The following is a 23,929-nucleotide window of genomic DNA, read 5'->3' on the forward strand; positions in this document are numbered from 1 at the left end:
AAGCTTAGAAAATTACTGATGATAAAAGAGGTGAAATCTCCTGCACATTGCATTCCCCTTTATCTGTTCAGATGAAACTATGTGTATGTATAGGTGATCCAATGACAAACACCCGTATATCAGAAGAAAAAATTAATGAGATTCGGGCTGCCGTTGATATTGTAGATATTATCAGTGAATATGTCCAGCTCAAAAAACAAGGGCGAAATTATTTCGGCCTTTGTCCTTTTCACGGTGAAAAATCTGCATCCTTTTCAGTTTCGCCTGATAAACAAATTTTCCATTGCTTTGGCTGCGGAGCAGGCGGAAACAGCTTTACGTTCGTAATGGATATAGAAGGCGTTTCTTTTATTGAAGCCGCAAAGAAAATCGCTGACCGGGCAAATATTACATTAGATATAGATCTTCAGAATGCAGGTGAAAAGAGACAGTCCCCGATTGAAAGTTCAATGATCGAAGCACATGATCTTCTAAAAAAATTCTACCACCATTTGTTAGTAAATACAAAAGAGGGTCAAAATGCCCTGGAATATTTACAGGCGAGGGGATTTACAGAAGATGCTATAAATAAATTCCAGATTGGCTATGCTTTAGACAGCTGGGATCTTGTTTATAAATTTCTGGTTAAAAGAGGTTTTTCCGAGGAACTTCTCGAAAAGTCAGGATTAATCATAAAAAGTGAAAAAAGAGACAGTTACTTTGACAGATTTAGGAACAGAATCATGTTTCCTATAACTGACCACCAGGGAAATACAGTTGCTTTTTCCGGCAGGGCTATAGGAGATGATACTCCTAAATATTTAAACAGCCCGGAAACAGCGATTTTTAATAAAAGCAAAATTCTCTATAATTTTCAAACAGCAAGGCCCTCTATCCGGAAAAAAGAGCAGGTAATACTCTTTGAAGGATTCGCGGATTGTATTTCCGCCAGCACCGCAGGAGTAGATAACGGTGTTGCCACAATGGGTACTGCTTTAACCGATTATCATATTCAGGTTTTAAGAAGGAATACCGATACAGCTGTTATCTGCTTTGATTCAGATTCAGCTGGGTTAGATGCAGCAAACCGGGCTGCGGGTCTGCTTTCAGATACCGGATTTACCATCAAAGTTGCCCTGATGCCCCATAACATGGACCCTGATGATTACATTAAAACTCATGGAGCAGAAAAATTCCTGAACGAAGTAATAGGGGGAAGCCTGACATATACGGCATTTAAGATGCGGTACCTTCGCAGAGGAAAAAATGTAAATAATGAAGGAGATCGGATCCAGTATATTGAAGCAGTATTAAAGGAAATCTCCAAGCTTACTAATGCAGTGGAGAGGGATCATTATCTCAGGCAGATAGCCTCTGAATTTTCACTGTCTCTGGATGCCCTGGAAAAACAGCAGAAGCAGATATATTATGCTGGGAACAAAAAGGGGAATACCTCACCGCGGACTGAAAAACCGGTAACGCTTCACTATGAAAAAAAGCTGAAGCCCGCACATCATAATGCGGAAAGAACATTGATAGCCCACATGCTCAAGCATAAAGATATAGCTTTTAAAATACAGGATTTAATGGGCGGCCATTTCTTTAACTTGGATGAGCATCAGGAAATTATCACCTATCTCTATGCTTTTTATGAAGAAGGCCATGAACCCGATACCAGCCGATTCTTATCTTTCCTGGCTGATGCTGATCTTCGTAAGATCGTTTCGGATATCGAAATGATGACGATTAATGATGAATTCTCTGATCAAGAAATAAGAGATTGTGTTAATCAGGTGTTGAAGTATCAAAAGATGTTAATGATAAAAGAAAAAGAGGCAGAGCGCAAGGAAGCAGAACTTCAAAAGGATTATCTAAAAGCTGCTAAAATCGGGATGGAAATTATTCAGTTAACGAAATTATTATAGCAAGGCCGTTGTACAGTTTTGGAAGGAGGGGAACAGATGTCTGAAAAATCAGCACGTTCCAGAGAAGTTGATAGTGAGTTGACCCTTGAGCAGGTAAAAGAGCAATTATTAGAAATCGGAAAAAAACGAGGCTCTCTTAATTATGAAGTGATAGCAAACCGTTTGGCAAACTTTGAATTAGATTCAGAACAGATGGATGAGTATTTTGAGTATCTTGGCGATCAGGGTGTAGAGGTAATCGCTGAAAGCGAAGAGGATGACGATGAAGAAAATCCAAATATCAAAGAACTAGAAAAAGAAGAAGAGTTTGATTTAAACGATTTAAGTGTCCCGCCGGGCGTTAAGATAAATGATCCCGTACGCATGTATTTAAAAGAGATTGGCCGGGTAGACCTATTGTCCGGTGAGGAAGAAATCGAGCTGGCACATCGAATTGAGCAAGGGAATGAGGAAGCGAAACGCCGTCTGGCGGAAGCAAACCTGCGGCTTGTGGTCAGCATCGCAAAGCGCTATGTGGGGCGCGGAATGCTGTTTCTTGATTTAATCCAGGAAGGGAACATGGGGTTAATTAAGGCCGTAGAAAAGTTTGACTACCGCAAAGGCTTCAAATTCAGTACGTATGCTACATGGTGGATCCGCCAGGCGATTACTAGAGCTATCGCTGACCAGGCCAGGACGATCCGTATCCCGGTTCATATGGTAGAAACCATCAATAAACTAATTCGTGTTCAAAGACAATTGCTTCAGGATTTAGGGCGTGAACCTTCTCCGGAAGAAATAGCTGAGGACATGGATTTAACACCTGATAAAGTGCGTGAAATCTTGAAGATCGCTCAGGAGCCGGTTTCATTGGAAACTCCAATCGGTGAAGAAGATGACTCTCACTTAGGAGACTTTATCGAAGATCAGGATGCCACTTCTCCGTCAGAACATGCCGCGTATGAGCTGCTTAAAGAACAGCTTGAAGATGTACTTGATACTTTAACCGATCGGGAAGAAAATGTATTGAGATTACGATTTGGTCTGGATGACGGCCGTACCAGGACTCTTGAAGAGGTTGGCAAGGTGTTTGGAGTAACTCGTGAGCGTATTCGCCAGATAGAGGCTAAAGCACTTCGTAAGCTGCGGCACCCAAGCAGAAGTAAACGCCTAAAAGACTTCTTAGAATAAATAAGATTATCCGAAATAGTTCGTTCCCCCGGAACGGGCTATTTTTTTATGAGATAAGCTGGCAATACAAGATGATGATTGGAGGGAAGGGCACAAGCTTACCCAGGGCATTCCAGAGCCTCTTTCCGGGCTCCTATGTTCCGGTTTTCCATGCAGGTGTCTTTTAGCCTGCAGCGGATGAACATAATGGAACTCACTAACATAGCCATCAATCAAAATTTTTGTTTCCTTCGAATAAATGAAACGTTTATACTACATATAGACAAACTTCTATAGGGTTGTGTGCTTTTTGAACGAAACAAGAAGAAAAATCATAATAAACGAAGTTCATTACTGGAAAACTAACAGAATGCTTCCTGAACACTACTGCGACTATCTTCTGGCTTTATACCAGGGAGGTGACCCGGGCGACCCGGCGGAACCGCTTACAGAAAAAAAGGGTAAAAAAACCATTCCTCTTTCAGCTGCTTTCTTGAGTGTCGGGTTAACTTTATATGTAAACTATTTTACAGATTTGAGTTTTAACTTGCAAATCCTCCTGACAATTATTTTCCTGGTGCTTGCTGCCGGTTCTTTATTTTTCATACATAAAGAAAAACTACCTTTACAGATCGCTCTTGTTTGCCTGGCATTTAGTTTCTTATTATTAACAGTCAAGATTACGGAAGCAGCCTTTCCGGGCGGCAGCAAGGTGTTTTATCCCATTTTGCTTTGTCACTGCCTGTTGTGGATGTATCTTGGAAAGAGACTGAAGATGGGATATTTTACACTGGCGGCAATTCTGGGAAGTTGTTTGATTGCTTATTTCTTCATAAGAAATTATACTATTATTTAAATAGATGAAACCGCTTAATCAGATAAAAGCAGATTAACTCTTTTGCTGCAGGTAAATTTTTGTTTATTTTGAGAATTTAGGAAAGATATACAAAATGGGGCTTTTCCTTGAAAGTATTTTCAAGTAAAATAAAAATTGTTGTGGGATTTATTATATACAGATAGTGTTCATACATAGGGGAGGTAAAACAGTGAATCGCAATCCGGTTGTTCCATTCATTTTAATTATGGTTTTAGGTATCGGTCTAATGTTTATGTTATCTTTTATGGGACTGGATAATAGTAAAGAAATGGCTGAAGAGAAAAAGGGCGGCGGGGAGAAGAAAACAGAAGAAGTTGCTTCAAATCCCGAAGATTTTTACAAGCAGACTTGTGCAGGCTGTCACGGAAATCAATATGAAGGCGGAGCAGGCCCGTCACTGAAAGGTGTTGGCGGCCGCTATTCCCATGAAGAAATTAAGACCATCATAACTAAGGGTAAAGGGAATATGCCTCCTGGTTTGGTTGAAGCCGGAAATGCAGATAAAATGGCTAAATGGCTGGAAACATTGAAATAATATGATAATAGAAGTGAGTCCTTTGCATATGCAAAGGACTTTTTCTATACTGTTATTATGTTATGATAGTTACACTACAATCACTCGCTCAGAAAGCGAGTTTTATTTTACATAAAGGTGAGATGAATTGAATGAATGTCGATAGATTATCAAAGCGCCTGGAAGCCGTAGCAAGCTATATTCCGAAAGGCAGCATCCTTGCTGATATTGGATCAGATCATGCCTATCTGCCATGTTATGCCTTAAATAAAGAGATTATTAAGAAGGGTATAGCCGGTGAAGTAAGCGAAGGACCGCTAAAATCAGCACAGAACCAGGTCCGGGCATCTGGGCTGACCGAAAGGATCGATGTCAGAAAAGGTGATGGTCTTGAGGTTATTTCACCTGATGAAGTAGATTGCATAACCATTGCAGGAATGGGCGGGACACTAATCTCAACCATCTTGGAACAAGGCAGGAATAAGCTTAAGGGAGTCAAACGATTGATCCTCCAGCCCAATATTGGAGCTAGGAATGTACGAATCTGGCTATTGGAAAATGGCTGGGAGCTGATACAAGAAGAGATATTGGAAGAGGATCAGAAAATCTACGAAATCCTCGTGGCTGAACCTGGAAATCCAAACACTCCATATGACCGTGGGAATAGAGACGCATCCCTCTTAATGGGTCCCTTCTTAATTCAAGAGAAGAATCCTATTTTTGAAAAAAAGTGGGCTTTGGAAAAGGCTCATATGCAGCGAATACTTATACAGATAGAAAAGTCAGGGCAGGGCAGCGAACTTGCCGCTAAAAAAGTAGAACTTCGGGACAATATTAACATTGTGGAGGAGATTCTAAAATCATGAAGCAGGCTAATGGACATGAGATCATTCATTTATTGGAAGAGTTTTCACCAAAAGCATATGCCGAAGAAGGAGATCCTATCGGACTGCAGCTTGGAAAACTGAATAAACCTGTCAGCAAGGTAATAATAGCGCTCGATGTTACCGAAGAAGTGGTTCAAGAAGCAATAGATGCTGGTTCTGAGTTAATCATTGCCCATCACCCGCCGATTTTTAGACCGCTCAAACATTTAAGAACAGATCTTCCTCAGGGAGCATTGTACGAGAAGATCATCAAACACGATATAGCGGTTTATGCCGCGCATACCAATCTTGATGTCGCTAAAGGCGGAGTAAATGATCTCCTGGCAAATGCACTGAAGCTTCAGGACATAAAAGTAATGTCCCCCACTTATGAGAAAAAGCTTAAAAAGCTGGCTGTATATTGCCCTGTACCTCACGAAAAGGCGTTGCTTGACGCTCTCGGGCAGGCAGGCGCAGGTCATATAGGAAATTACAGCCATTGTTCATTTAGTTCTACGGGAACTGGAAGGTTCCTTCCAGAAGCAGGAACGAGTCCCTATATAGGAACTCAAGGGAAGCTTGAAGCTGTTGAAGAAGTGAGGATTGAGACTGTTTATCCTGCAGATATTGAGAAAAAAGTTCTTCAGGCCATGTTCCGCAGCCATCCATACGAAGAGGTAGCCTTTGATATTTACCCGCTGGAAAATCAGGGAGAAATCCTTGGCCTTGGAAGGGTCGGAAAGCTTGAGTCTGAAATGAGCTTTACGGAATTTGCGGATTATGTAAAAAAAGCGCTCGATGTGGAACATGTAAGAATTGTAGGTAAACCGGATGCGGTTATAAAAAAGGTGGCAGTATTAGGCGGGGATGGCAATAAGTTTATTAAGGCCGCTAAGTACAGTGGGGCAGATTGCTTCGTCACGGGAGATATTTATTATCATACAGCACATGATGCCTTGATGATGGGACTGAACATGCTCGATCCTGGACATAACATTGAGAAAGTCATGAAAAAAGGTGTAGCCGATGTGTTATCCCGGTTAGTCGAAGAAAAAGGATATAAAACCGAATTCATCGCTTCCGCGATTCACACCGATCCTTTTACGTTTTTATAGAAGAAAGAAAAAGCAGCAAGGCTATGCCTTTGCTGCTTTCTTTACTTTCGGAAGAATTTTACTTAGTGGAACTTTGCGCTCCCTTATCCATGTAGATTGGTCTTCCGCATCAAACTGTTCCAGAAATGCAATTACTTCCTTTGTTATAGGAGTGGGAGTCGAGGCTCCGGATGTCACGCCTGCTGTTTCTGCGTCCAGGAGCCATTCTACCTGGATATCTGTCACATCTGCCACTCTGTATGCTTTAGTGCCAGCGATTTCTTCTGAAACCTGTGCAAGCCTATTTGAATTATTGCTCTTTGGGTCGCCGACTACAATCAGCACATCTGCCTTACTTGCCTGTTCAGCTACAGCCTCCTGACGCACCTGGGTGGCCATGCAGATTTCGCGGTGAATTTCACAATGTGGATACTTCTTCTGGACTGCCTCCATTATTTCGGAAACATCCCATTGGCTCATCGTCGTTTGATTCGTAACGATAAGCTTTTCAGAATCAAGATGTAAGGTCTCCACTTCTTCAGGTCTTTCTATAAGATGGACAATTTCAGGAGCTACTCCAACAGCACCTTCTGGCTCTGGGTGGCCCTTTTTCCCGATATAGATAACCTGATAGCCCTGGGCTTTTTTCTCTCGGATTAAATCATGAGTGGCTGTTACATCAGGGCATGTAGCGTCAAGAGTAACGAGACCGCGCTTTGCAGCTATCTCCCGTACTTCAGGTGAAACGCCGTGGGCGGTAAAGATAACAGTCCCTTTATCGACTTTTTCAAGTATTTCTTTTCTATTGCTGCCATCCAGCGTGATAATGCCTTCTTCTTCAAAAGCATCTGTAACATGTTTGTTGTGAACAATCATTCCAAGAATATATATAGGGCGCGGCAGTGTCTTGTCCAGCGCTGCGTTGCGCGCAATAACCATAGCATCGACCACACCGTAACAATAGCCGCGGGGTGATATCTTTAACACATTCATTTACTAACGTCCTCCTTACAAGCGGGCATTAGGACAGATATCCTAATCTACCCTTCTATTATATATGAGCGCCAGTGGAAATACAAAGCAAGGTTATATGTACGAAAAGCAGGCGGGATTCAAGGATGACAAAGCAAAAGAATGCAGGGAAAGCTGCATTCTTTTTAGAAAAAAATCTTAGGCCTGGATATCCCGGTTTCAGGTTTAATATCCTTTCCTGTCCCGATCTCCCGGTCTCCTTTATGATCCTGAACAGGCCCATCTTCATGTGCACTCTCTTCCAGCTCCGTGTTCTCTTTTTTAGACTCTTTCTCTGAAGCTGTTTCAGAAGACTTAAGTCCTCTATAAAGCTTCCACATCGCCGGCAGATTTTTAACCAGAGGACCATATTGCTCTACAAGAGGACCTACCTGCTGGACGGTATTCAGGACTTTCTGAGTATTGTTCAGAATGCCGGCAAGACCACCTCCCTGTGTTAAGCTCTGGATAATTCCACCGCTCGAAGCTTCAGCGGCTCGGTTTGGGAGGGAAAAGGGAGAAGCGGATCTCGGGGCAGGGCCCTTGCTTCCGCCGAACAATTTAGAAATCAGACCTCCACCTCTGTTTTTTGGCCTTCTGTTGTTGCGGACAGGGGCCTGGAGGTTTGGAAAGTTCCCGCCCTGAAATCGCTGGCCAGGCATTGGAGGATAGTGATCTCGGGCTCCCGGTACACCCATTCTATATGGGTTAGGTCCAAAGGGGCCAGGGCCGAATGGTGACTGCGGCTGTCTTGGAGGCATGTATTCACTCCTTTCTGTACAAGTAAAACATAATTTTACTTGAACTCTTAATAAATTATGCAAGTAAGTTAAAAAGGTTTGAGGAATAATGTAACTAGGATCATTCATTCGGTACCCAGAGGAAAAGGCACCGGAATTCTAATTTCCCCTTGGGGTTGCGTTTTTCTTATAAAATATATTATGATAACAGGATGTAAACTGCGTGAAAAATATTGGATATGATGAAAAATTAAGGAGACAACCTATGAATAAAAATAATTTTGAAAGATTCGGCTTTCAAAACTACATTATAAATGCTATCAACGATTTAGGCTTTGACAAGCCGACTGAAATCCAGGAACGTGTCATTCCAGCCATTAATAATGGCTGGAGCATGATAGGACAATCACAGACGGGGACAGGAAAAACACATGCTTATCTGCTGCCGATGATGAATAAGCTTGATCCAGAAAGAGAAGAAGTCCAAGCTATTATTGCTGCACCAACAAGAGAACTCGCCAATCAACTCTATCTGGAGGCCATGAAGATAGCGGAACATTTTCCGGAAGAGCATCCAGTCACAGTTAAACTGTTTATGGGCGGAACGGATAAGCAAAGAACGATTGAAAAGCTGAAAAAGCAGCCTCATATTGTTATTGGAACGCCGGGGAGAATTAAAGACCTCGTAAATGAGAATGCCCTTAATGTATTCTCGGCTGATACACTCGTGGTGGATGAGGCCGATTTAATGCTTGATATGGGCTTTATTGAGGATGTCGATCAGTTTGCCGGTAAGATGGCAGAGAAAACAAAAATGCTTGTATTTTCAGCTACAATACCTGAAAAACTGAAACCATTCTTAAAGAAGTATATGGAAAATCCTAAATATGTACAGGTTTCGCCCGAGCATGCTACTGCGAAGAAAATTGAACATATTTTGGTTCCTTTGAGGCACCGGAATAAATATCAATTATTACATGACATGCTGATTGCTTATAATCCGTATCTTGCAATCATATTTACGAATACAAAAAAGAAGGCTGAAGAAGTTGCCTATGCCTTAAGTGAAAAAGGTTTAAAAGTAGGCCGTCTGCATGGGGATTTATCTCCGCGTGAACGGAAAAAAATGATGAAGCAGATCAACGACCTGGAATTCCAATATATTGTGGCTACAGATCTGGCCGCAAGAGGGATAGATATTAAAGGGGTCAGCCATGTGATCAATTTCGAGCTTCCGACTGACTTGGATTTTTATATTCACCGTACCGGCAGAACAGCTAGAGCAGGATACTCTGGCATAGCTGCGACCATTTATGAACCAGCTAATGAAGATGCGCTGAACAGACTTGAAAAAATGGGGGTAACCTTCCAGAATACGGATCTACAGAATGGTGAATGGATTGAAGCTGAAGACCGGAATAAGAGGAAAAAGCGGAAAAAGCAGACGGACGAAGTTGGTGAAACCGCAAAACGCCTAGTGCAAAAGCCTTCTAAGGTGAAGCCGGGATACAAGAAAAAAATGCAATACGAAATGGAAAACTTTAAAAAACGCCAGCGCAGAATCGCGAAAAAGAAAAAATAGACCTGTTAGGGGAGAGAATAGAGTATGAAGATTGGTTCTCATGTATCTATGAGCGGGCCTAAAATGCTGCTTGCTGCAAGCAGCGAAGCAGTTTCCTATGGAGCTAATACCTTTATGATTTATACCGGAGCCCCTCAAAATACGAGGAGAAAGAAGATTGAAGATCTAAATATTGATGAAGGCAGAAAGCATATGGAGCTAAATGGCATTGAGGAAATAGTCGTACATGCCCCATATATTATCAACATCGCAAACACTCAGAACCCAGATACATTTGATCTGGGTGTCCGATTTTTAAGATCAGAGATTGAACGAACAGAAGCAATCGGTGCCAGACAAATTGTTCTGCATCCAGGGGCACATGTTGGGGCTGGGACAGAAGAGGGAATTAAAAAGATCATCGAAGGCTTAAATGAAGTGCTTGTCCCGGAACAGCAGGTTCAAATTGCTCTAGAAACCATGGCTGGAAAAGGGTCTGAATGCGGAAAGACCTTTGAAGAACTTGCTATGATCATGGATGGTGTGAACTTAAGCGATAAACTCTCTGTTTGCTTTGATACCTGCCATACACATGATGCAGGCTACAATATTGTCGAGGACTTCGATGGGGTACTGGAGCAATTCGATAAGATCGTCGGTATCGACCGTTTAAAAGTGCTTCACATTAATGACAGCAAAAATGAGCGGGGAATGAAAAAAGACCGTCATGAAAATATAGGCTTTGGGCGTATTGGCTTTCAGGCCCTCAACTATATTGTCCATCATCCACAGCTGATGGGAGTACCCAAAATTCTAGAAACTCCATTTATTGGAGAAGATAAAAAGAATAAAAAGGCGCCTTACAAGCTTGAAATAGAAATGTTTAAAAACCGTGAATTTAATGATAATCTTCTAGACGACGTGTTAAGTCAGTAAGAAAGCTGCGGCCTTATGGCCAGCAGCTTTTTTATTAGCTCTGTTAAACATGGCTGTTGATTGCAGCTAGCAGGCACTCGCTTTTCGCGGGGCGTTCCGGGAGCCTCCTCGGCATTGACGCCTGTGGGGTCTCCCTTACCCCGCTTTTCCCGCAGGATTCTCGCATATCCGTTCCAATCAACATCGTGCAAAAATCAACAATGACCTTTAACATAGCCTTTTTATTAAGTAATTAGGAATATAAGTCTTTCAACATATATAACTGTCCAGTCAAGATAAAAGAGTGGGAAAGGACCGTCCTCTTTATCCTAAAAAGATGCCGTTTCTTAATGAAGGCTTTCATCATTTATATATGACTTTTTTGGAAAAACCACCGTCCTCCACTTTTCGTGGTATCCAGCTGCATACTGCCTTTCAATTAAGTGGAGCTTGTTGGATATATGAAGATTAAGGGAATAATGGTGGCAAAAACATGATTTCTTAGGAAAGGCACCGCATTCCGCATTTTATGTGTCTAGCTGCGGACTGACACCTTCGGTCATAAGCTAATCGCCACCAAAAGGCAAGAGCGGCCTTTCGCTGCCGCTTTTCTTATGCCTCTCAGGTGTCTGCTTTTCTAAAAAATTTAGGGTTCTTTAAGAGGAACCTTTAACATGGTAAGTTATAAAGGTCTTTTTTGGAAAAGCACCGTCCTCCGCATTTCTTTTTGTCTAGCTGCGGACTGACACCTTCGGTCTTAAGCTAATCGCCACCAAAAGGCAAGAGCGGCCTTTCGCTGCCGCTTTTCTTATGCCTCTCAGGTGTCTGCTTTTCTAAAAAATATAGGATTCTTTAAGAGGAACCTTTAACATGGTAAGTTATAAAGGTCTTTTTTGGAAAGGCTGTTTTCGCAAACTTTGTTGTTTTGAACAAGGGGGTTGATTGGAAGGTGAGGATGCTCGCTTTCCGCGGGGCGGGCGCTGAGCCTCCTCGGCTTCGCCTGTGGGGAGTGCTTTTCTCCCCATAGACGGATTGGCTTATGACTCGAGGGTCTCAGCTTGTAGCTGGATCAAGGAGTCTCGCACCTTACGTTCCAATCAACCTGTTTAACAATAGGGTAGGTTCACCAAACTAATAAAAAACAACCATCTTTTAGAAAAGAGCCTTTGGAAAAGCACCGTCCTCAGCATTACATGTGTCTAGCTGCGGACTGACACCTTCGGTCATAAGCTAATCGCCACCAAAAGGCAAGAGCGGCCTTTCGCTGCCGCTTTTCTTATACCTCTCAGGTGTCTGCTTTTCTAAAAAAATTAGGGTTCTTTAAGAGGAACCTTTAACATGGTAAGTTATAAAGGTCTTTATTGGAAAAGCACCGTCCTCCGCATTTCAGGTAAGTTTATTAAAAATGGATTCTATTTGAAGGGCCGTCTTTTTCCCGGCTATGGCTGCTATGTTCTGGATGACCTGCTGTCTTTGCTGCGGGTCGAAAATATTTATGTTTTTCCCATTCAGTATGGAGGCAATTTTCTCTGCATGTTCTGGGGAAAGAATGACTCCATACTGCCTTCCGATTTTCAATAATTCATCACGTTTAATGTTGTTGATTTTCTGATTTACCATCATTTCATAGAATTTCATGATGCATTCACCCTCCTCTTTTCTAACATATGAAGAGATGGGGGAAAGTGAACACAATTAAAAAGCAGCCGCATATTTACAAAGCTACCGAAGTAAGGTATACTACCTAAGTTAAATCGTAATCATTCTTAAATACAAAGGTGACTAATATGGAAAATTCTAACCCAATTATAAAAATAGATCATCTGACTTACCGGTATGAAAAAGAAAACGTACTTGAGGATATTTCAATAGAGATACCAAAAGGGGCTTTTTTAGGGATTGTAGGCCCCAATGGATCTGGCAAGTCTACGCTGCTAAAGCATTTATTAGGTCTTATTAAGGTGCAGCAGGGGGAGATTCGATTATTCGGCACTGATATCCGTTCCTTCAAAGAGTGGGATAGAATTGGATTTGTGTCACAAAAAGCAAATTCCTTTAATACTGGGTTTCCAGCTACCGTATTTGAAGTGGTGCTGAGCGGCTTGACCCGGAAAATTGGGCTTTTTCGTTTTGGTTCCCGCGAGGACAGAAAAAAGGTGCATGCTGTTCTTGAATCGGTCGGTATGCGGGAGTTTGAAAACCGGAATATTGGTGAATTGTCCGGCGGGCAGCAGCAGCGCGTATTTATCGCAAGGGCGCTGGTCAGTGAACCCGAGCTGTTGATTCTTGACGAGCCGACAGTGGGAGTAGATGCCCAGAATGTGAACCAATTTTATGATATGCTTGAAAACTTAAATAAGGAACTTCATATCACGCTGGTTCTTGTCACCCATGATATCGGTGTGATCAGTGATAAAGTGACGCATGTCGCCTGCTTGAATAAAAACCTGCATTTTCACGGCAGTACGATGGAATTCAATGCTTTAAAAGAACAGGATTTATCAAGCATTTATGGACATGGTGTCCAGGTTATAACACATCAACATTAATTTAGCTGGGGGATCCTTATGATTTCGGGATTATTTCAATATGAATTTTTACAAAATGCTTTTCTGACTGGAATTATTATTGGTGTGCTGGCTCCGCTGCTGGGTGTCTTTGTTGTGGTAAGAAGGCTTTCTCTTATTGCTGATGCCCTAAGCCATGTTACACTTGCCGGAATTGCTTTCAGTCTGCTGCTGGAAAAAAAACTCGGGATACTTGCCGGTCTTAATCCGCTTTATATGGGAATGACTTTTTCCGTAATAGGGGCCTTATTTATTGAACGGCTCCGAAATGTGTATAAACATTATCAGGAGCTGGCTATCCCGATTATTCTTTCAGGCGGTATCGGGCTCAGCGCAATCTTCATATCCATAGCAGATGGATTTAATACAGATCTGTTCAGTTATCTTTTTGGCAGTGTCAGTGCTGTAACGCGCATGGATTTGTGGATTATTATGGGAATCTGCATTCTTGTTATAATTGCAATTATCGTACTGTACAAGGAGCTTTTCCTGCTGTCTTTTGATGAGGAGCATGCAAGAGCTTCAGGCGTTCCTGCCAAGCTCATTCATTTTATTTTTATTCTTTTGGTGGCTCTCGTCATTGCTGCGTCCATGAGAATAGTCGGTATTCTGCTTGTATCATCCTTAATGACTCTTCCGGTTGCTGCAAGCATCCGTATTGCAACTGGATTTAAGCAGACGATTCTCTATTCCGTTTTATTTGGAGAAGCTGCGGTAGTCGGCGGGCTGTTCTTATCTTATTATCTGGATTGGGCACCTGGAGGCACTATTGTACTTCTGGCTATACTCATTCTGATTGCCACAATCCTATACAAAAAAATCCGGCTGCGGATGGTTTGATGGAGGTTAACATGAATCTAGTTCAAGCTATGGACATCTTAAAAAAACATGGTTTTAAGCATACAGGCAAACGTGAACAAATGCTTGCGCTTTTTGCGGCGAAAAATAAATATTTGACCGCGAAGGATGTTCTGGAGCATATGAAAGAAGATTATCCTGGGCTAAGCTTTGATACGATATACCGTAACCTTTCAATGTTTGCTGAACTGGGCATTTTTGAAATGACTGATCTCTCTGGAGAGAAGCATTTCCGGTTTGCATGCAGCCATAGTCATCATCATCACCACTTCATCTGCCTGGACTGCGGGATTACGAAGGAAATTGAAACATGTCCTATGGATCAATTACAGGCTGACCTGAATGGGTATGATATTTCTGGACATAAGTTCGAAATATATGGCAGATGCCCGCAATGCAGTAACTAACAGGGTAAACAGAAAAGGACTGACCACGGCGGTCAGTCTTTTTTTTGTTCGTTTTTTAAGGATTTATCCATTTTAAGCCACTGATCGACCCAGGCCTTTGCTTCTGTCCAATTCGCAACCCGGAACACATTTTCAGGTACAGGGTCCTGATTATATGGAGTATTAAAGAGCAAAACCGGAATTTTACATTGTTCTGCAATAGCCACAGCGTTATCATGCTTATCTTCAAAAAAAATATCGACGTTATACCTTTGTGCGGTGGCCACTTTATCATGCGAACCGATTAATTCAATGTGGTGAACCTCTATATCCTGGTCTGAAAACCATTTCCGGGTTACCTCCATTAATTGACTGCTGCGGGCACTAATGATGTAAAGGTCCTGATTATCCTTCCATTCATTTAAGACTTCCTTTGCACCTGCTGCAGCAGGCGATTCTGCATACATAAGCGGCTCTGTCTCCCTAAACCACTCTGCAAATTTTTCCCGGGGAATATTAACAAAAGGATTCAAGTCGTACTGGGTGATATCCTGCAATGTAAGTTCAAGCTGGAACGCTTTATTTATGTATGGCAGCAGTGCATCAGGACTGGTGATGGTGCCATCAATATCAATGCCAAATCTTTTTCTCATGTCCACGTCTCCTAATTGAAAAAATTCTTCTTAAGTGTATCATATTTTTCTTAATCGTCTTCATAGCGGCTGAATAATATTACCTGAATACGTAATACTTGTCTTACTGAAGATCCCACGGCTTACAAATAATAATGAAGCTCGATCATAGAAAGTGAGGGATATTCTTTGGAAGAAAAAAATATTCAAGATAAAGATTTCTCGAATAAAGAATTTTCGCATGGTAATAGAGCAGACAGTGGAGGCACTAACGCATCGGATATTCAGGACAGCCAGATGAATACAGATGTTCCTGACTACGGCAGTGAACAAAATAACACTTATCGTTCAAACCGTGATTTCCAAAGAAATAACCAGGAAGAAACATCAACAGAACTTGCTCCTGGCACCCGTTCCTTTACAAGGGATGAGTCTAGGAATACTCGGCTTACAGGGATGGCCGCAGGCAAGGGAATGGGCTATGCGGCACTGATTGTTTCTATTCTCTCTTTGTTTGTTGCCCCGATCTTATTTGGCATTGTAGGAATTGTGCTTGGATTTCTAGCTAGAAGAAATAATGAATCCCGTACACTTGGCTATTGGGCAATCGGGATAGGCGCCTTTTCCCTCATTATAGGGACATTGATCCTTCCCTTCTTTTAGGTGCGTCGAGCAAAGGAAAAGGCCTGACATCTGTCAGGCCTTTCTTATCCTTATTTATACCTCTTGCGCTTGTTTTGCAAAGTATTCTTCTGCAATTTTATCGATTTCTTTTTTAAGCTCTTCGACCATTACGGCTTCAGGAACCTTGCGGACTATCTGGCCTTTGCGGAAAAGTAAACCCTCTCCTCTGGCGCCTGCGATACCGATATCAGCTTCCCTCGCCTCGCCGGGTCCGTTCACGGCACAGCCTAATACCGCTACTTTGATGGGAGCTTTTATTGACTGGATATATTCTTCGACTTCATTGGCAATGCTTATTAAGTCAATCTCAATTCTGCCGCATGTCGGACAGGAAATAAGCGTCGCTGCATTGGAAATTAACCCGAATGACTTAAGCAATTCCCTCGCCACTTTGATTTCCTCAACAGGATCGGCGCTAAGGGAAACCCTTAGTGTGTTCCCGATTCCCATACTTAGTATAGCTCCTAATCCTGCTGCACTCTTAACTGTGCCGGCAAACAGCGTTCCTGATTCAGTAATTCCCAGGTGAAGCGGGTAATCAAAGGCTTTAGCAGCTTTCGTATACGCCTCGATCGCTAAGTTTACATCAGAAGCTTTCATCGAAACGATGATATCATGGAAATCAAGGTCTTCGAGAATCTTAATGTGATGCAGGGCACTCTCAACCATGCCATCGGCTGTCGGATATCCGTATTTCTCGATGATCTTCCTTTCAAGGGAACCTGCATTAACTCCGATACGGATGGGGATGCCTTTTTCCTTTGCTGCTTTAACAACAGCTTCAACCTTTTCTCTGCGCCCGATATTACCAGGGTTGATCCTGATTTTATCTGCGCCTCCCTCAATTGCTTTAAGGGCGAGCTTATAATCAAAATGAATATCCACAACAAGCGGTATATTAATGCGTTTCTTGATTTCAGAAATGGCGTTGGCAGCTCTCTCGTCGGGGCATGCTACGCGTACAATTTGACAGCCGGCTTCCTCAAGGCGTTTGATTTCAGCGACTGTTGCCTCTACGTCATGTGTTTTTGTCGTTGTCATACTCTGTATAACAACCTGGTTATTTCCGCCTATCGTAAGGTTTCCAACTTTAACAGGACGGGTTTTGGTGCGATGTATAATTTCACTCACGTGTATTTCTCTCCTTCAGGAAAAAGTGGCTTTTTGATCCACTTGTAATCATGTACACGGACTTATTGTATCAATTATTCACTGATTTTGACAAGAATCAGAATTGAAGAGGTTATTCTGCATAAGAAGGAATTTTGTACTTTTTCCCTATTTGAATATCTTCAGGATCTTTGCCTTTATTTAAAGACCTAAAATCTGAAATGATTTTTTCGATAGGCTCGTTTATTTTTCCCTCACGCTGTTCAATTATTGATAGGATTGTATCGCCAGGTTTTATTACTATTTCAATGTGCCGGTTGGAACCGCTCAAGCTGGCTGCGGGTGCAGAAGACGGCGGCTTGTGCTTGTTTTCAGGCATAATTGTTGTTTTGTTAACTACAGGAAGAGTCCCGGCGGTCAAATCATAGTAAATGATAAAACCAATGAAACAAAAAGAGAGTAAATAGAGTAGACGCCGCATAAATAAACCTCCGCAAGCTGCTTTTGATTCAATATATTCAACTCTATTTAAAATATTCCTGTATGAATTGATAAAAAATAGAATAGACCTGGTAGAATCTTCTGAAAGAGTCGATCATCTCTTTGTGTGTTTTTTGACGGAAGGAACGGGAAAGGTAAAATCCATTTGGGTTGATTAGGTATGTGATGGTTCAGTGAATGGCGGTGGAGAGATGCAGCAGTAGATTTATTAGTAGTGGCTTCAGGACCGCGCAATTCTAACAATGAAATCACTAGAAACGTTTAAGCACATGGTCTGTATAGAGGAATGTATACCATGCTGGGCTTTGTTAACGAGAAGTCTGGGTATGGGATCTAATTTGAGTATGCTCACCTTAAGTGGAAATATGCTTATGTTCAGAAGGTTTACGATTAAATGATGTCTTTAATGTTTATGCGTATTTCTATTCATCAAATGCGTTATGGCGCTTTATGCTTATCCTGCTGCCTTTATTCTTTTCTTACTCGGTGGATGCTGTGTTTGTGTCCGATACTTCCTATACAATACGGCTGCTTTTAGAAAGACTAGAAAAGGCCGCCGAGACTTTCTCGGCAGCCTTACACGCTTAAGCACGTGGTTTCTGTTTAGGCGTTGGTACCTCTCTGATCGCAAGATATAAAATGGTTAACGTAACAAACCAGTTTATAAAGGATCGGTACATGACTTGTGTTTGTAAAAGGCCCATAATGGCAAAGAAAAATGTAGCCAGGGTGATGCTGTATGCCGTAAGTCTCCAGAGATGCCTGTATTGTAATTTTCGCTTCATGGTTTGAGCTAAAAATAAACCAACTAGGGCTATAATTGTTGTTTGAAAGAATAAAATCGCCGCGGATGATAAATAAATCATCAAAGATAAAACGGGCAGCAGGATGAAATACAGAGACTGAATTTTGTCTAACACATTTAATGCCGTTTGATTATTAATATCCATACGTTGAGCCATGCTGTATGGGTAGGATTGGGATTGTCCTCTGGCAGAAAAAACAAACTCTTCCTTTAATAGTGCAATGGAGCTTCCGGCCTTGCTCTGCACTTCTTCTTTCGATAGTGTACCTGTTTCGTCTAGAAAGATATTGAAATCGTCCTTTCTGAGAGAAAAAGGCTTATCCACAGATGAGGAGAGAGTTCCGTTTTTTATCTCGAACGCAGGGAGTTCTGAGTTTATTGTACTCTTAGCAATCTTGACGCCTTCTACTATTTCTGTGTTTAAGATATATAAAGAGGGCAGTACAGAAATTAATGAAAGAAAAAAGAGGTAGAGTATGGTTTTTCCTATGCCCTGAAATCGAAACCGGGCAATATCCTTTGGAGAATATAAGCTTTTATAAAATTGGACAAAAATATTCATGGATATGTAAACACCTCGAGCGAAAATGTCTTATCCTTATTTTAGCTGTCACTTGTAGAATAAACAATACGGTTTTTGGGCTTAAAGAGTAAATAGAAGAATTAAAGGAGAGATTTAATGGAAATAATATGTTGGTCCATTATCATGATCATGTTCGTTATTGGGTTTGTCGGATTGATTTATCCGATTATTCCTAGTGTATTATTTATTATCGGGGGAATTCTTTTATATGGGCTGTTTTTTTCCTTTGATCCATTTAGCGGACTGTTTTGGGCTGTTCAAATTCTTTTGGTGATATTGCTTTTTCTTGCGGATTATGCGGCAAATCTGGTAGCTGTGAAGAAATTCGGCGGATCCAAAGCAGGGATATGGGGAAGCACGATCGGACTGATTGCCGGCCCTTTTGTTATTCCTGTACTAGGAATCGTTATCGGCCCTTTTCTTGGTGCTATACTTGCCGAGCTTCTATTCAAAAGACAGGATATAGTATCAGCCGCAAAAATAGGGTTTGGGTCTGTGATTGGATTTATTTCAAGTGTCATCACTAAGGGGATAATCCAGGGATTTATGATCGCTTATTTCTTCTTTGCTGTCGTTTAACAAAAATTTCAAATAAACAGGCTAAAAATTTGAATCACCATCTAATCTTTGATAATCTAAAATCAAAGTCCTAACGAACATGGTTAATTTTTACTATGGAGAAGGGGCTCAATATTAATGTACATAGAGAGGGGTATTAATATGGCTTTTGAACTTCCACAATTACCTTATGCGTACGATGCACTGGAACCTAACATCGATAAAGAAACAATGAACATCCATCATACGAAGCATCACAACACCTATGTGACAAACTTGAACAATGCTTTAGAAGGCAATGAAGAGTTATCAAGCAAAAGTGTTGAAGAAGTAATTTCTAACCTTGATGCAGTACCTGAAAATGTTCGTACTGCAGTACGCAACAATGGCGGTGGCCACGCAAACCACACTTTATTCTGGCAGATCCTTTCTCCAAACGGTGGAGGCGAGCCGACTGGCGAACTTGCTGACGCAATCAACAGCAAATTCGGAAGCTTTGAAAATTTCAAAGAAGAATTCTCAAAAGCTGCTACAACACGTTTTGGTTCAGGCTGGGCTTGGCTTGCTGTCAATAACGGCGAGATCGAAGTAACAAGCACTCCAAACCAGGACAACCCTTTAATGGAAGGTAAAACTCCACTTCTTGGACTTGATGTTTGGGAGCATGCCTACTACTTGAAATACCAAAACCGTCGTCCTGAATACATCAATTCTTTCTGGAACGTAGTGAACTGGGAAGAAGTCAATAACCGCTACAACCAGGCAAAATAATTTAAGTCTTAGTTGAAGAAAGCCGGCATTTTATGCTGGCTTTTTCATTTCCTGAAAACATAGATTCCACTCTTTTTAAGTCTGTTTACATAATTTGAGGCGGTTTTCCTTAAACTATCACAGACATAAAAGGAGAGTTCACTATGAGTTTTCTGAAGAAATGGGCAGGGGGAGCAGACCTCCCAAAGGATTTAAATCTATTGCTGATTATAGGCGGCTTATATGCTCTAAGCGGTGCCTTATCCAATACTTTTGTTAATGTGTATCTATGGAAGCAGTCGGGACGTTTTATTGATTTAGGGATATACAATTTATCTGTCGTTATCTTGCAGGTATTCACGTTCATCCTGGCAGGAAGATGGGCTAAGAAAATGGACCGGACCATTGTCCTCCGTATGGGGGTTATCTTTCTTGCTCTCTTCTATCTCACTGTTTTAATTGTTGGTGAACATGCAACATCGTTTTTATTTTTGTTAGGCGGTGTGCTGGGTATCGGTTACGGTTTTTACTGGCTTGCATTTAATGTTCTTACCTTTGAAATAACAGAACCGCATACAAGGGATTTCTTTAACGGCTTCATGGGAATATTGGGGTCAGCCGGAGGCATGATTGGACCCATTATGGCGGGGTTGATCATTTCCAGGTTCGATAAATACTTTGGGTATACGATCGTTTTCGGATTATCGCTCACATTATTTACAATTGCAGTGATTCTAAGTTTTTATTTAAAAAGAAGGCCGGCCCACGGTAACTATCTGTTCTTAAGGGTTATAAAAGAGAGGCAGAATAACTTTAATTGGAAGCTGGTAACAAATGCTCACTTTTTCCAGGGCTTGCGTGAAGGTACATTTGCCTTTGTTATTTCCATATTTGTCTTTATAACGACTGGAAGCGAGCTTGCGCTAGGAACTTACGGACTTGTTAATTCGGGAATTTCCTTTCTTGCTTACTTCCTTGTCTCCAGATATATCAAGAAAAACAACAGGAAAAGAGCCATTCTGATCGGCGGCATAGGTCTTTATTTGTCTATCATGTTACTGGTGTTTGATTTAAGCTACCTGAAATTATTAATGTATGCCTCGTTGATTGCTATTTGTTATCCCCTTCTGTTAGTTCCGTTTATCTCCACTTCATATGATGTTATAGGAAGCGGCTGGAAGGCGGAGGAAATGAGAATTGAATATGTAGTTGTAAAAGAACTGTTTTTAAACGGCGGGCGAATGATTTCCCTCCTCGCTTTTATCGGAAGTGTATATATATTTGGGGTAGACCGAAGTCTTCCATATCTGTTATTGATTTTGGGGGCAGGTCATACATGCATTTACTTTTTTATTAGAAAAGTGAATATTAAAGCACGTTAACAGGAGGTTGGAAGAAATCTCCTGTTTTTCATGGGGATGAATATGTCTAAATTTGTAGAAAAACTTATGCTGTTTATATAGAATAAAGAATGGACATCACGAAATTAGTAAAGGAAGTGTGGCTTAGATTGAAAAAGGCTGGGAAGAAAAAGACGCATGTTCCTTTTCGGTTAAATATGCTATTTTTTATTGTATTCATTTTATTCTCGGTCCTGATTTTGCGGCTTGGCGTTGTCCAGATCGTATATGGGGACGATTACAAACGGGAAATTGAAAGAACCGAAGATGTAACGGTAAATAATCCGGTGCCACGCGGGAAAATGTATGACCGCAATGGAAAGGTGATCGTAGATAATACACCTCTGAATGCTATCACGTACACCAGGAAATCTGGGGCAGATACAGATGAAATGCTTGAAACCGCCAAAAAGCTGGCGAAGCTGATTCACATGGACACAAAAAAAGTTACTGAACGGGATATAAAAGACTTTTGGATTATGAACCATGCAGAAGAAGCCAAGAATAAAATAACCAAAGCAGAAATGAAGTTACTAGAAGAGAAAAAGATAACCGATAAAGAGCTGTATGATAAGCAGCTCTCAAGAATCACGAAGAAAGAATTAGATTCAATTACTAAGGATAACGACAAAATGGAGATTCTGGCCATATACCGTGAATTCAGCAGTGGCTATGCCTTAACGCCTCAGGTAGTGAAGAATAAGGATGTGACTGATAAAGAATTCGCACTTGTAAGTGAAAATCTAGAAAATCTTCCTGGTGTAGAAACTACGACAGACTGGGATCGGAAATATCCTTTCGGATCGCCGCTCCGTACCATTCTCGGGAACGTTACATCATCTGAAGAAGGACTGCCGAGTGACCAGCTTGATTACTTCCTTGCAAGAGATTACAGCCGTAACGACCGTGTGGGCAAAAGCTATATCGAACAGGAATACGAGGATGTTCTGCACGGACAAAAAGCAAAGGTTAAAAATGTGACAGACAAAGCGGGAAATGTCATTCATTCCGAAACCGTTTCGGATGGGCAGCGTGGAAAGGATTTAGTCCTTACCATCGATATGGAGCTTCAAACCGCTGTCGAAAAGATTATTGAAGAAGAGCTTAAAGATAAAAAACACAATTATAGTGATACACAGCTATTGGAGAGGGCATTTGTCGTTATGATGGATCCCAACACAGGAGAAATCCTGACAATGGCAGGAAAAGACTATAAAAAAGATGAAAAAACCGGTAAATATAAAATGAATGATTTTGCGCTCGGCAATATTTCCACATCTTACGGGATGGGATCAGCCGTGAAGGGTGCAACCGTGCTGACCGGCTACAAAACCGGCGCCATTACGCCCGGACAGAGAATATTGGATGCCAGAATGAAAATAAAAGGAACCAAAGATAAAGGATCCTGGCAGACAATGGGTGTCATTAATGACCTTGAAGCATTAAAGCGGTCATCTAACGTTTATATGTTTAAAACGGCCATTGCTATTGGTAAGGGTAATTACGTACCAGGACAGTCCCTGGGTGTGGACCCGGCAGCATTTTCCACTATGAGAGACAGCTATAACCAGTTCGGGCTTGGTGTCCGTACCGGAATAGATCTTCCAAATGAGCAAAATGGATTTAAAGGAACGGGCGTTGGTCCAGGGCTCCTGATGGACTTATCCATCGGACAATATGATACATATACGCCGCTGCAGCTTGTTCAATATGTATCGACGATTTCAAATGGAGGAAGCCGTCTACAGCCTCACCTTGTTAAAGAAATAAGAGAACCGATAGACGATAATGAAAAAATGGGTCCAGTTGTCGAAGAAATGGCTCCGACTGTCTTGAACCGGCTGGACATGAAATCAGAATGGATTGACAGAGTTCAGGAAGGATTCAGACAGGTTATGCAGGATCCACGGGGAACGGCTGCATCCGCTTTTATAGATGCCGAGTATAAGCCAGCAGGCAAAACAGGGACAGCAGAGGCATTTTATGACGGTCCAAAGAGGAACCAGTTTAAAGAGCCTCCTCAGACAATGAATATAACTCTTGTAAGCTATGCCCCGTACAATAATCCTGAAATTGCCATGGCGGTTGTTGTCCCATGGGCTTATCAATCCGCTGATGGGCACCATATGAATTTAGATATCGGAAGAAAAGCTTATGATGCTTATTTTAAGTTGAAGAAAGAACGTGCAGAAAAAGGATCTACTGAAAGTGAAACGGAAGAAGTCACTGATAAGGCGGAATGACTATCATTTGAATAAAGTATGATTAACAGAATGGTCCAGGGCTTTTAGCTCCCGGGCCCATTTTTTTATTTGGCTCTTTTCTAAAAGATTGTTGTTTATTAATAACTTCTGTGAATCTACCCAACCCTATTGTTAACCAGGTTGATTGGAACGTAAGGTGCGAGACTCCTGCGGGAGCAGCGGGACAGGTGAGACCCCACAGGCGAAGCCGAGGAGGCTCA

General features: G+C 41.6%; 23 protein-coding genes. 16 read left to right on the top strand and 7 right to left on the bottom strand.

Features of this window, described 5'->3' with window-relative positions:
• Positions 1-101 precede the first annotated feature (101 nt).
• The 6 genes from dnaG to CUU66_RS05390 all read left to right on the top strand — a co-directional run bounded on the left by dnaG (position 102) and on the right by CUU66_RS05390 (position 6,425).
• Positions 102-1,904, top strand: a complete 1,803-nt coding sequence (gene dnaG, locus CUU66_RS05360; RefSeq protein WP_101640641.1) for a DNA primase — start codon at positions 102-104, stop codon at positions 1,902-1,904.
• 36 nt (positions 1,905-1,940) lie between these two features.
• On the top strand, positions 1,941-3,074 hold the full coding sequence (gene rpoD, locus CUU66_RS05365; protein WP_101640642.1) for an RNA polymerase sigma factor RpoD: 1,134 nt from the start codon (positions 1,941-1,943) through the stop codon (positions 3,072-3,074).
• Positions 3,075-3,363: 289 nt separating this feature from the next.
• Complete coding sequence (locus CUU66_RS05375) at positions 3,364-3,909, top strand: hypothetical protein (protein WP_101640644.1); 546 nt, start codon at positions 3,364-3,366, stop codon at positions 3,907-3,909.
• 190 nt (positions 3,910-4,099) lie between these two features.
• Complete coding sequence (gene cccA / locus CUU66_RS05380) at positions 4,100-4,465, top strand: cytochrome c550 (protein WP_101640645.1); 366 nt, start codon at positions 4,100-4,102, stop codon at positions 4,463-4,465.
• Positions 4,466-4,596: 131 nt separating this feature from the next.
• A complete protein-coding gene (locus CUU66_RS05385) occupies positions 4,597-5,310 on the top strand; it encodes a tRNA (adenine(22)-N(1))-methyltransferase (RefSeq protein ID WP_101640646.1) in 714 nt (237 codons plus the stop codon).
• Positions 5,307-6,425: a Nif3-like dinuclear metal center hexameric protein gene (locus CUU66_RS05390; protein WP_101640647.1), complete on the top strand. Its 1,119-nt coding sequence runs from the start codon at positions 5,307-5,309 to the stop codon at positions 6,423-6,425. The genes CUU66_RS05385 and CUU66_RS05390 overlap by 4 nt, the downstream gene beginning before the upstream one ends.
• 21 nt (positions 6,426-6,446) lie before the next feature.
• Here the strand turns inward: CUU66_RS05390 and CUU66_RS05395 are convergent, their stop codons facing one another.
• The gene (locus tag CUU66_RS05395; RefSeq protein ID WP_101640648.1) at positions 6,447-7,397 is read right to left on the bottom strand and encodes a 4-hydroxy-3-methylbut-2-enyl diphosphate reductase; all 951 of its coding nucleotides are present in this window, start codon (positions 7,395-7,397) and stop codon (positions 6,447-6,449) included.
• 164 nt (positions 7,398-7,561) lie between these two features.
• Complete coding sequence (vrrA, locus tag CUU66_RS05400; protein WP_180955162.1) at positions 7,562-8,176, bottom strand: VrrA/YqfQ family protein; 615 nt, start codon at positions 8,174-8,176, stop codon at positions 7,562-7,564.
• Positions 8,177-8,420: 244 nt separating this feature from the next.
• Between vrrA and CUU66_RS05405 the strand changes: the two genes are divergently transcribed.
• Positions 8,421-9,737 (top strand): DEAD/DEAH box helicase, encoded by a 1,317-nt coding sequence (locus CUU66_RS05405; RefSeq protein WP_101640670.1) that lies wholly within the window; start codon positions 8,421-8,423, stop codon positions 9,735-9,737.
• A 24-nt stretch (positions 9,738-9,761) separates the two neighbouring features.
• A complete protein-coding gene (locus CUU66_RS05410; protein ID WP_101640650.1) occupies positions 9,762-10,652 on the top strand; it encodes a deoxyribonuclease IV in 891 nt (296 codons plus the stop codon).
• A gap of 1,365 nt (positions 10,653-12,017) precedes the next feature.
• On the opposite strand, the gene CUU66_RS05415 is transcribed toward CUU66_RS05410, so the two are convergent.
• Complete coding sequence (locus CUU66_RS05415) at positions 12,018-12,269, bottom strand: DUF2624 family protein (RefSeq protein WP_101640651.1); 252 nt, start codon at positions 12,267-12,269, stop codon at positions 12,018-12,020.
• Between the two features lie 149 nt (positions 12,270-12,418).
• On the opposite strand from CUU66_RS05415, the gene CUU66_RS05420 reads away from it, so the two are divergent.
• The 3 genes from CUU66_RS05420 to CUU66_RS05430 are packed head-to-tail and all read left to right on the top strand — an operon-like array spanning position 12,419 to position 14,463.
• Complete coding sequence (locus CUU66_RS05420; protein WP_101640652.1) at positions 12,419-13,180, top strand: metal ABC transporter ATP-binding protein; 762 nt, start codon at positions 12,419-12,421, stop codon at positions 13,178-13,180.
• 18 nt (positions 13,181-13,198) lie between these two features.
• Positions 13,199-14,038, top strand: a complete 840-nt coding sequence (locus CUU66_RS05425; protein WP_101640653.1) for a metal ABC transporter permease — start codon at positions 13,199-13,201, stop codon at positions 14,036-14,038.
• An 11-nt stretch (positions 14,039-14,049) separates the two neighbouring features.
• The gene (locus CUU66_RS05430) at positions 14,050-14,463 is read left to right on the top strand and encodes a Fur family transcriptional regulator (protein ID WP_101640654.1); all 414 of its coding nucleotides are present in this window, start codon (positions 14,050-14,052) and stop codon (positions 14,461-14,463) included.
• A 32-nt stretch (positions 14,464-14,495) separates the two neighbouring features.
• Here the strand turns inward: CUU66_RS05430 and CUU66_RS05435 are convergent, their stop codons facing one another.
• Positions 14,496-15,095: a 5' nucleotidase, NT5C type gene (locus tag CUU66_RS05435; RefSeq protein WP_101640655.1), complete on the bottom strand. Its 600-nt coding sequence runs from the start codon at positions 15,093-15,095 to the stop codon at positions 14,496-14,498.
• A 168-nt stretch (positions 15,096-15,263) separates the two neighbouring features.
• Between CUU66_RS05435 and CUU66_RS05440 the strand changes: the two genes are divergently transcribed.
• Positions 15,264-15,737, top strand: coding sequence for a DUF4190 domain-containing protein (locus CUU66_RS05440; RefSeq protein WP_257967902.1), 474 nt, complete (start codon positions 15,264-15,266; stop codon positions 15,735-15,737).
• Positions 15,738-15,791: 54 nt separating this feature from the next.
• Here the strand turns inward: CUU66_RS05440 and ispG are convergent, their stop codons facing one another.
• From ispG to CUU66_RS05455, 3 genes are all read right to left on the bottom strand, one after another.
• A complete protein-coding gene (gene ispG, locus CUU66_RS05445; RefSeq protein ID WP_101640656.1) occupies positions 15,792-16,889 on the bottom strand; it encodes a flavodoxin-dependent (E)-4-hydroxy-3-methylbut-2-enyl-diphosphate synthase in 1,098 nt (365 codons plus the stop codon).
• Between the two features lie 112 nt (positions 16,890-17,001).
• Positions 17,002-17,349 (bottom strand): LysM peptidoglycan-binding domain-containing protein, encoded by a 348-nt coding sequence (locus CUU66_RS05450; RefSeq protein WP_101640657.1) that lies wholly within the window; start codon positions 17,347-17,349, stop codon positions 17,002-17,004.
• Positions 17,350-17,953: 604 nt separating this feature from the next.
• A complete protein-coding gene (locus tag CUU66_RS05455; RefSeq protein ID WP_101640658.1) occupies positions 17,954-18,736 on the bottom strand; it encodes a DUF1189 domain-containing protein in 783 nt (260 codons plus the stop codon).
• 117 nt (positions 18,737-18,853) lie between these two features.
• Here CUU66_RS05455 and CUU66_RS05460 point away from each other — a divergent pair, with 117 nt between their 5' ends.
• The 4 genes from CUU66_RS05460 (at position 18,854) to CUU66_RS05475 (ending at position 23,708) form a co-directional block, all read left to right on the top strand.
• The gene (locus CUU66_RS05460) at positions 18,854-19,336 is read left to right on the top strand and encodes a DUF456 domain-containing protein (RefSeq protein WP_101640659.1); all 483 of its coding nucleotides are present in this window, start codon (positions 18,854-18,856) and stop codon (positions 19,334-19,336) included.
• A 141-nt stretch (positions 19,337-19,477) separates the two neighbouring features.
• Entirely contained in the window at positions 19,478-20,086 is a 609-nt protein-coding gene (locus CUU66_RS05465) for a superoxide dismutase (protein ID WP_101640660.1), read from the top strand.
• Positions 20,087-20,229: 143 nt separating this feature from the next.
• Positions 20,230-21,447, top strand: coding sequence for an MFS transporter (locus CUU66_RS05470; RefSeq protein ID WP_101640661.1), 1,218 nt, complete (start codon positions 20,230-20,232; stop codon positions 21,445-21,447).
• 128 nt (positions 21,448-21,575) lie between these two features.
• Positions 21,576-23,708 (top strand): peptidoglycan D,D-transpeptidase FtsI family protein, encoded by a 2,133-nt coding sequence (locus tag CUU66_RS05475; protein WP_101640662.1) that lies wholly within the window; start codon positions 21,576-21,578, stop codon positions 23,706-23,708.
• The last annotated feature ends 221 nt before the right edge of the window (positions 23,709-23,929 follow it).

Origin of the sequence: Peribacillus deserti, from assembly GCF_002863585.1 — a bacterium.
GTDB lineage: Bacteria > Bacillota > Bacilli > Bacillales > DSM-1321 > Paraperibacillus > Paraperibacillus deserti_A.

Coding starts and splice junctions, on each gene's coding strand:
- dnaG (WP_101640641.1), top strand. CDS start 102: ATGACAAACACCCGTATATCAGAAGAAAAAATTAATGAGATTCGGGCT.
- rpoD (WP_101640642.1), top strand. CDS start 1,941: ATGTCTGAAAAATCAGCACGTTCCAGAGAAGTTGATAGTGAGTTGACC.
- CUU66_RS05385 (WP_101640646.1), top strand. CDS start 4,597: ATGAATGTCGATAGATTATCAAAGCGCCTGGAAGCCGTAGCAAGCTAT.
- CUU66_RS05390 (WP_101640647.1), top strand. CDS start 5,307: ATGAAGCAGGCTAATGGACATGAGATCATTCATTTATTGGAAGAGTTT.
- CUU66_RS05395 (WP_101640648.1), bottom strand. CDS start 7,397: ATGAATGTGTTAAAGATATCACCCCGCGGCTATTGTTACGGTGTGGTC.
- vrrA (WP_180955162.1), bottom strand. CDS start 8,176: ATGCCTCCAAGACAGCCGCAGTCACCATTCGGCCCTGGCCCCTTTGGA.
- CUU66_RS05405 (WP_101640670.1), top strand. CDS start 8,421: ATGAATAAAAATAATTTTGAAAGATTCGGCTTTCAAAACTACATTATA.
- CUU66_RS05410 (WP_101640650.1), top strand. CDS start 9,762: ATGAAGATTGGTTCTCATGTATCTATGAGCGGGCCTAAAATGCTGCTT.
- CUU66_RS05415 (WP_101640651.1), bottom strand. CDS start 12,269: ATGAAATTCTATGAAATGATGGTAAATCAGAAAATCAACAACATTAAA.
- CUU66_RS05420 (WP_101640652.1), top strand. CDS start 12,419: ATGGAAAATTCTAACCCAATTATAAAAATAGATCATCTGACTTACCGG.
- CUU66_RS05425 (WP_101640653.1), top strand. CDS start 13,199: ATGATTTCGGGATTATTTCAATATGAATTTTTACAAAATGCTTTTCTG.
- CUU66_RS05430 (WP_101640654.1), top strand. CDS start 14,050: ATGAATCTAGTTCAAGCTATGGACATCTTAAAAAAACATGGTTTTAAG.
- CUU66_RS05435 (WP_101640655.1), bottom strand. CDS start 15,095: ATGAGAAAAAGATTTGGCATTGATATTGATGGCACCATCACCAGTCCT.
- CUU66_RS05450 (WP_101640657.1), bottom strand. CDS start 17,349: ATGCGGCGTCTACTCTATTTACTCTCTTTTTGTTTCATTGGTTTTATC.
- CUU66_RS05455 (WP_101640658.1), bottom strand. CDS start 18,736: ATGAATATTTTTGTCCAATTTTATAAAAGCTTATATTCTCCAAAGGAT.
- CUU66_RS05460 (WP_101640659.1), top strand. CDS start 18,854: ATGGAAATAATATGTTGGTCCATTATCATGATCATGTTCGTTATTGGG.
- CUU66_RS05465 (WP_101640660.1), top strand. CDS start 19,478: ATGGCTTTTGAACTTCCACAATTACCTTATGCGTACGATGCACTGGAA.
- CUU66_RS05470 (WP_101640661.1), top strand. CDS start 20,230: ATGAGTTTTCTGAAGAAATGGGCAGGGGGAGCAGACCTCCCAAAGGAT.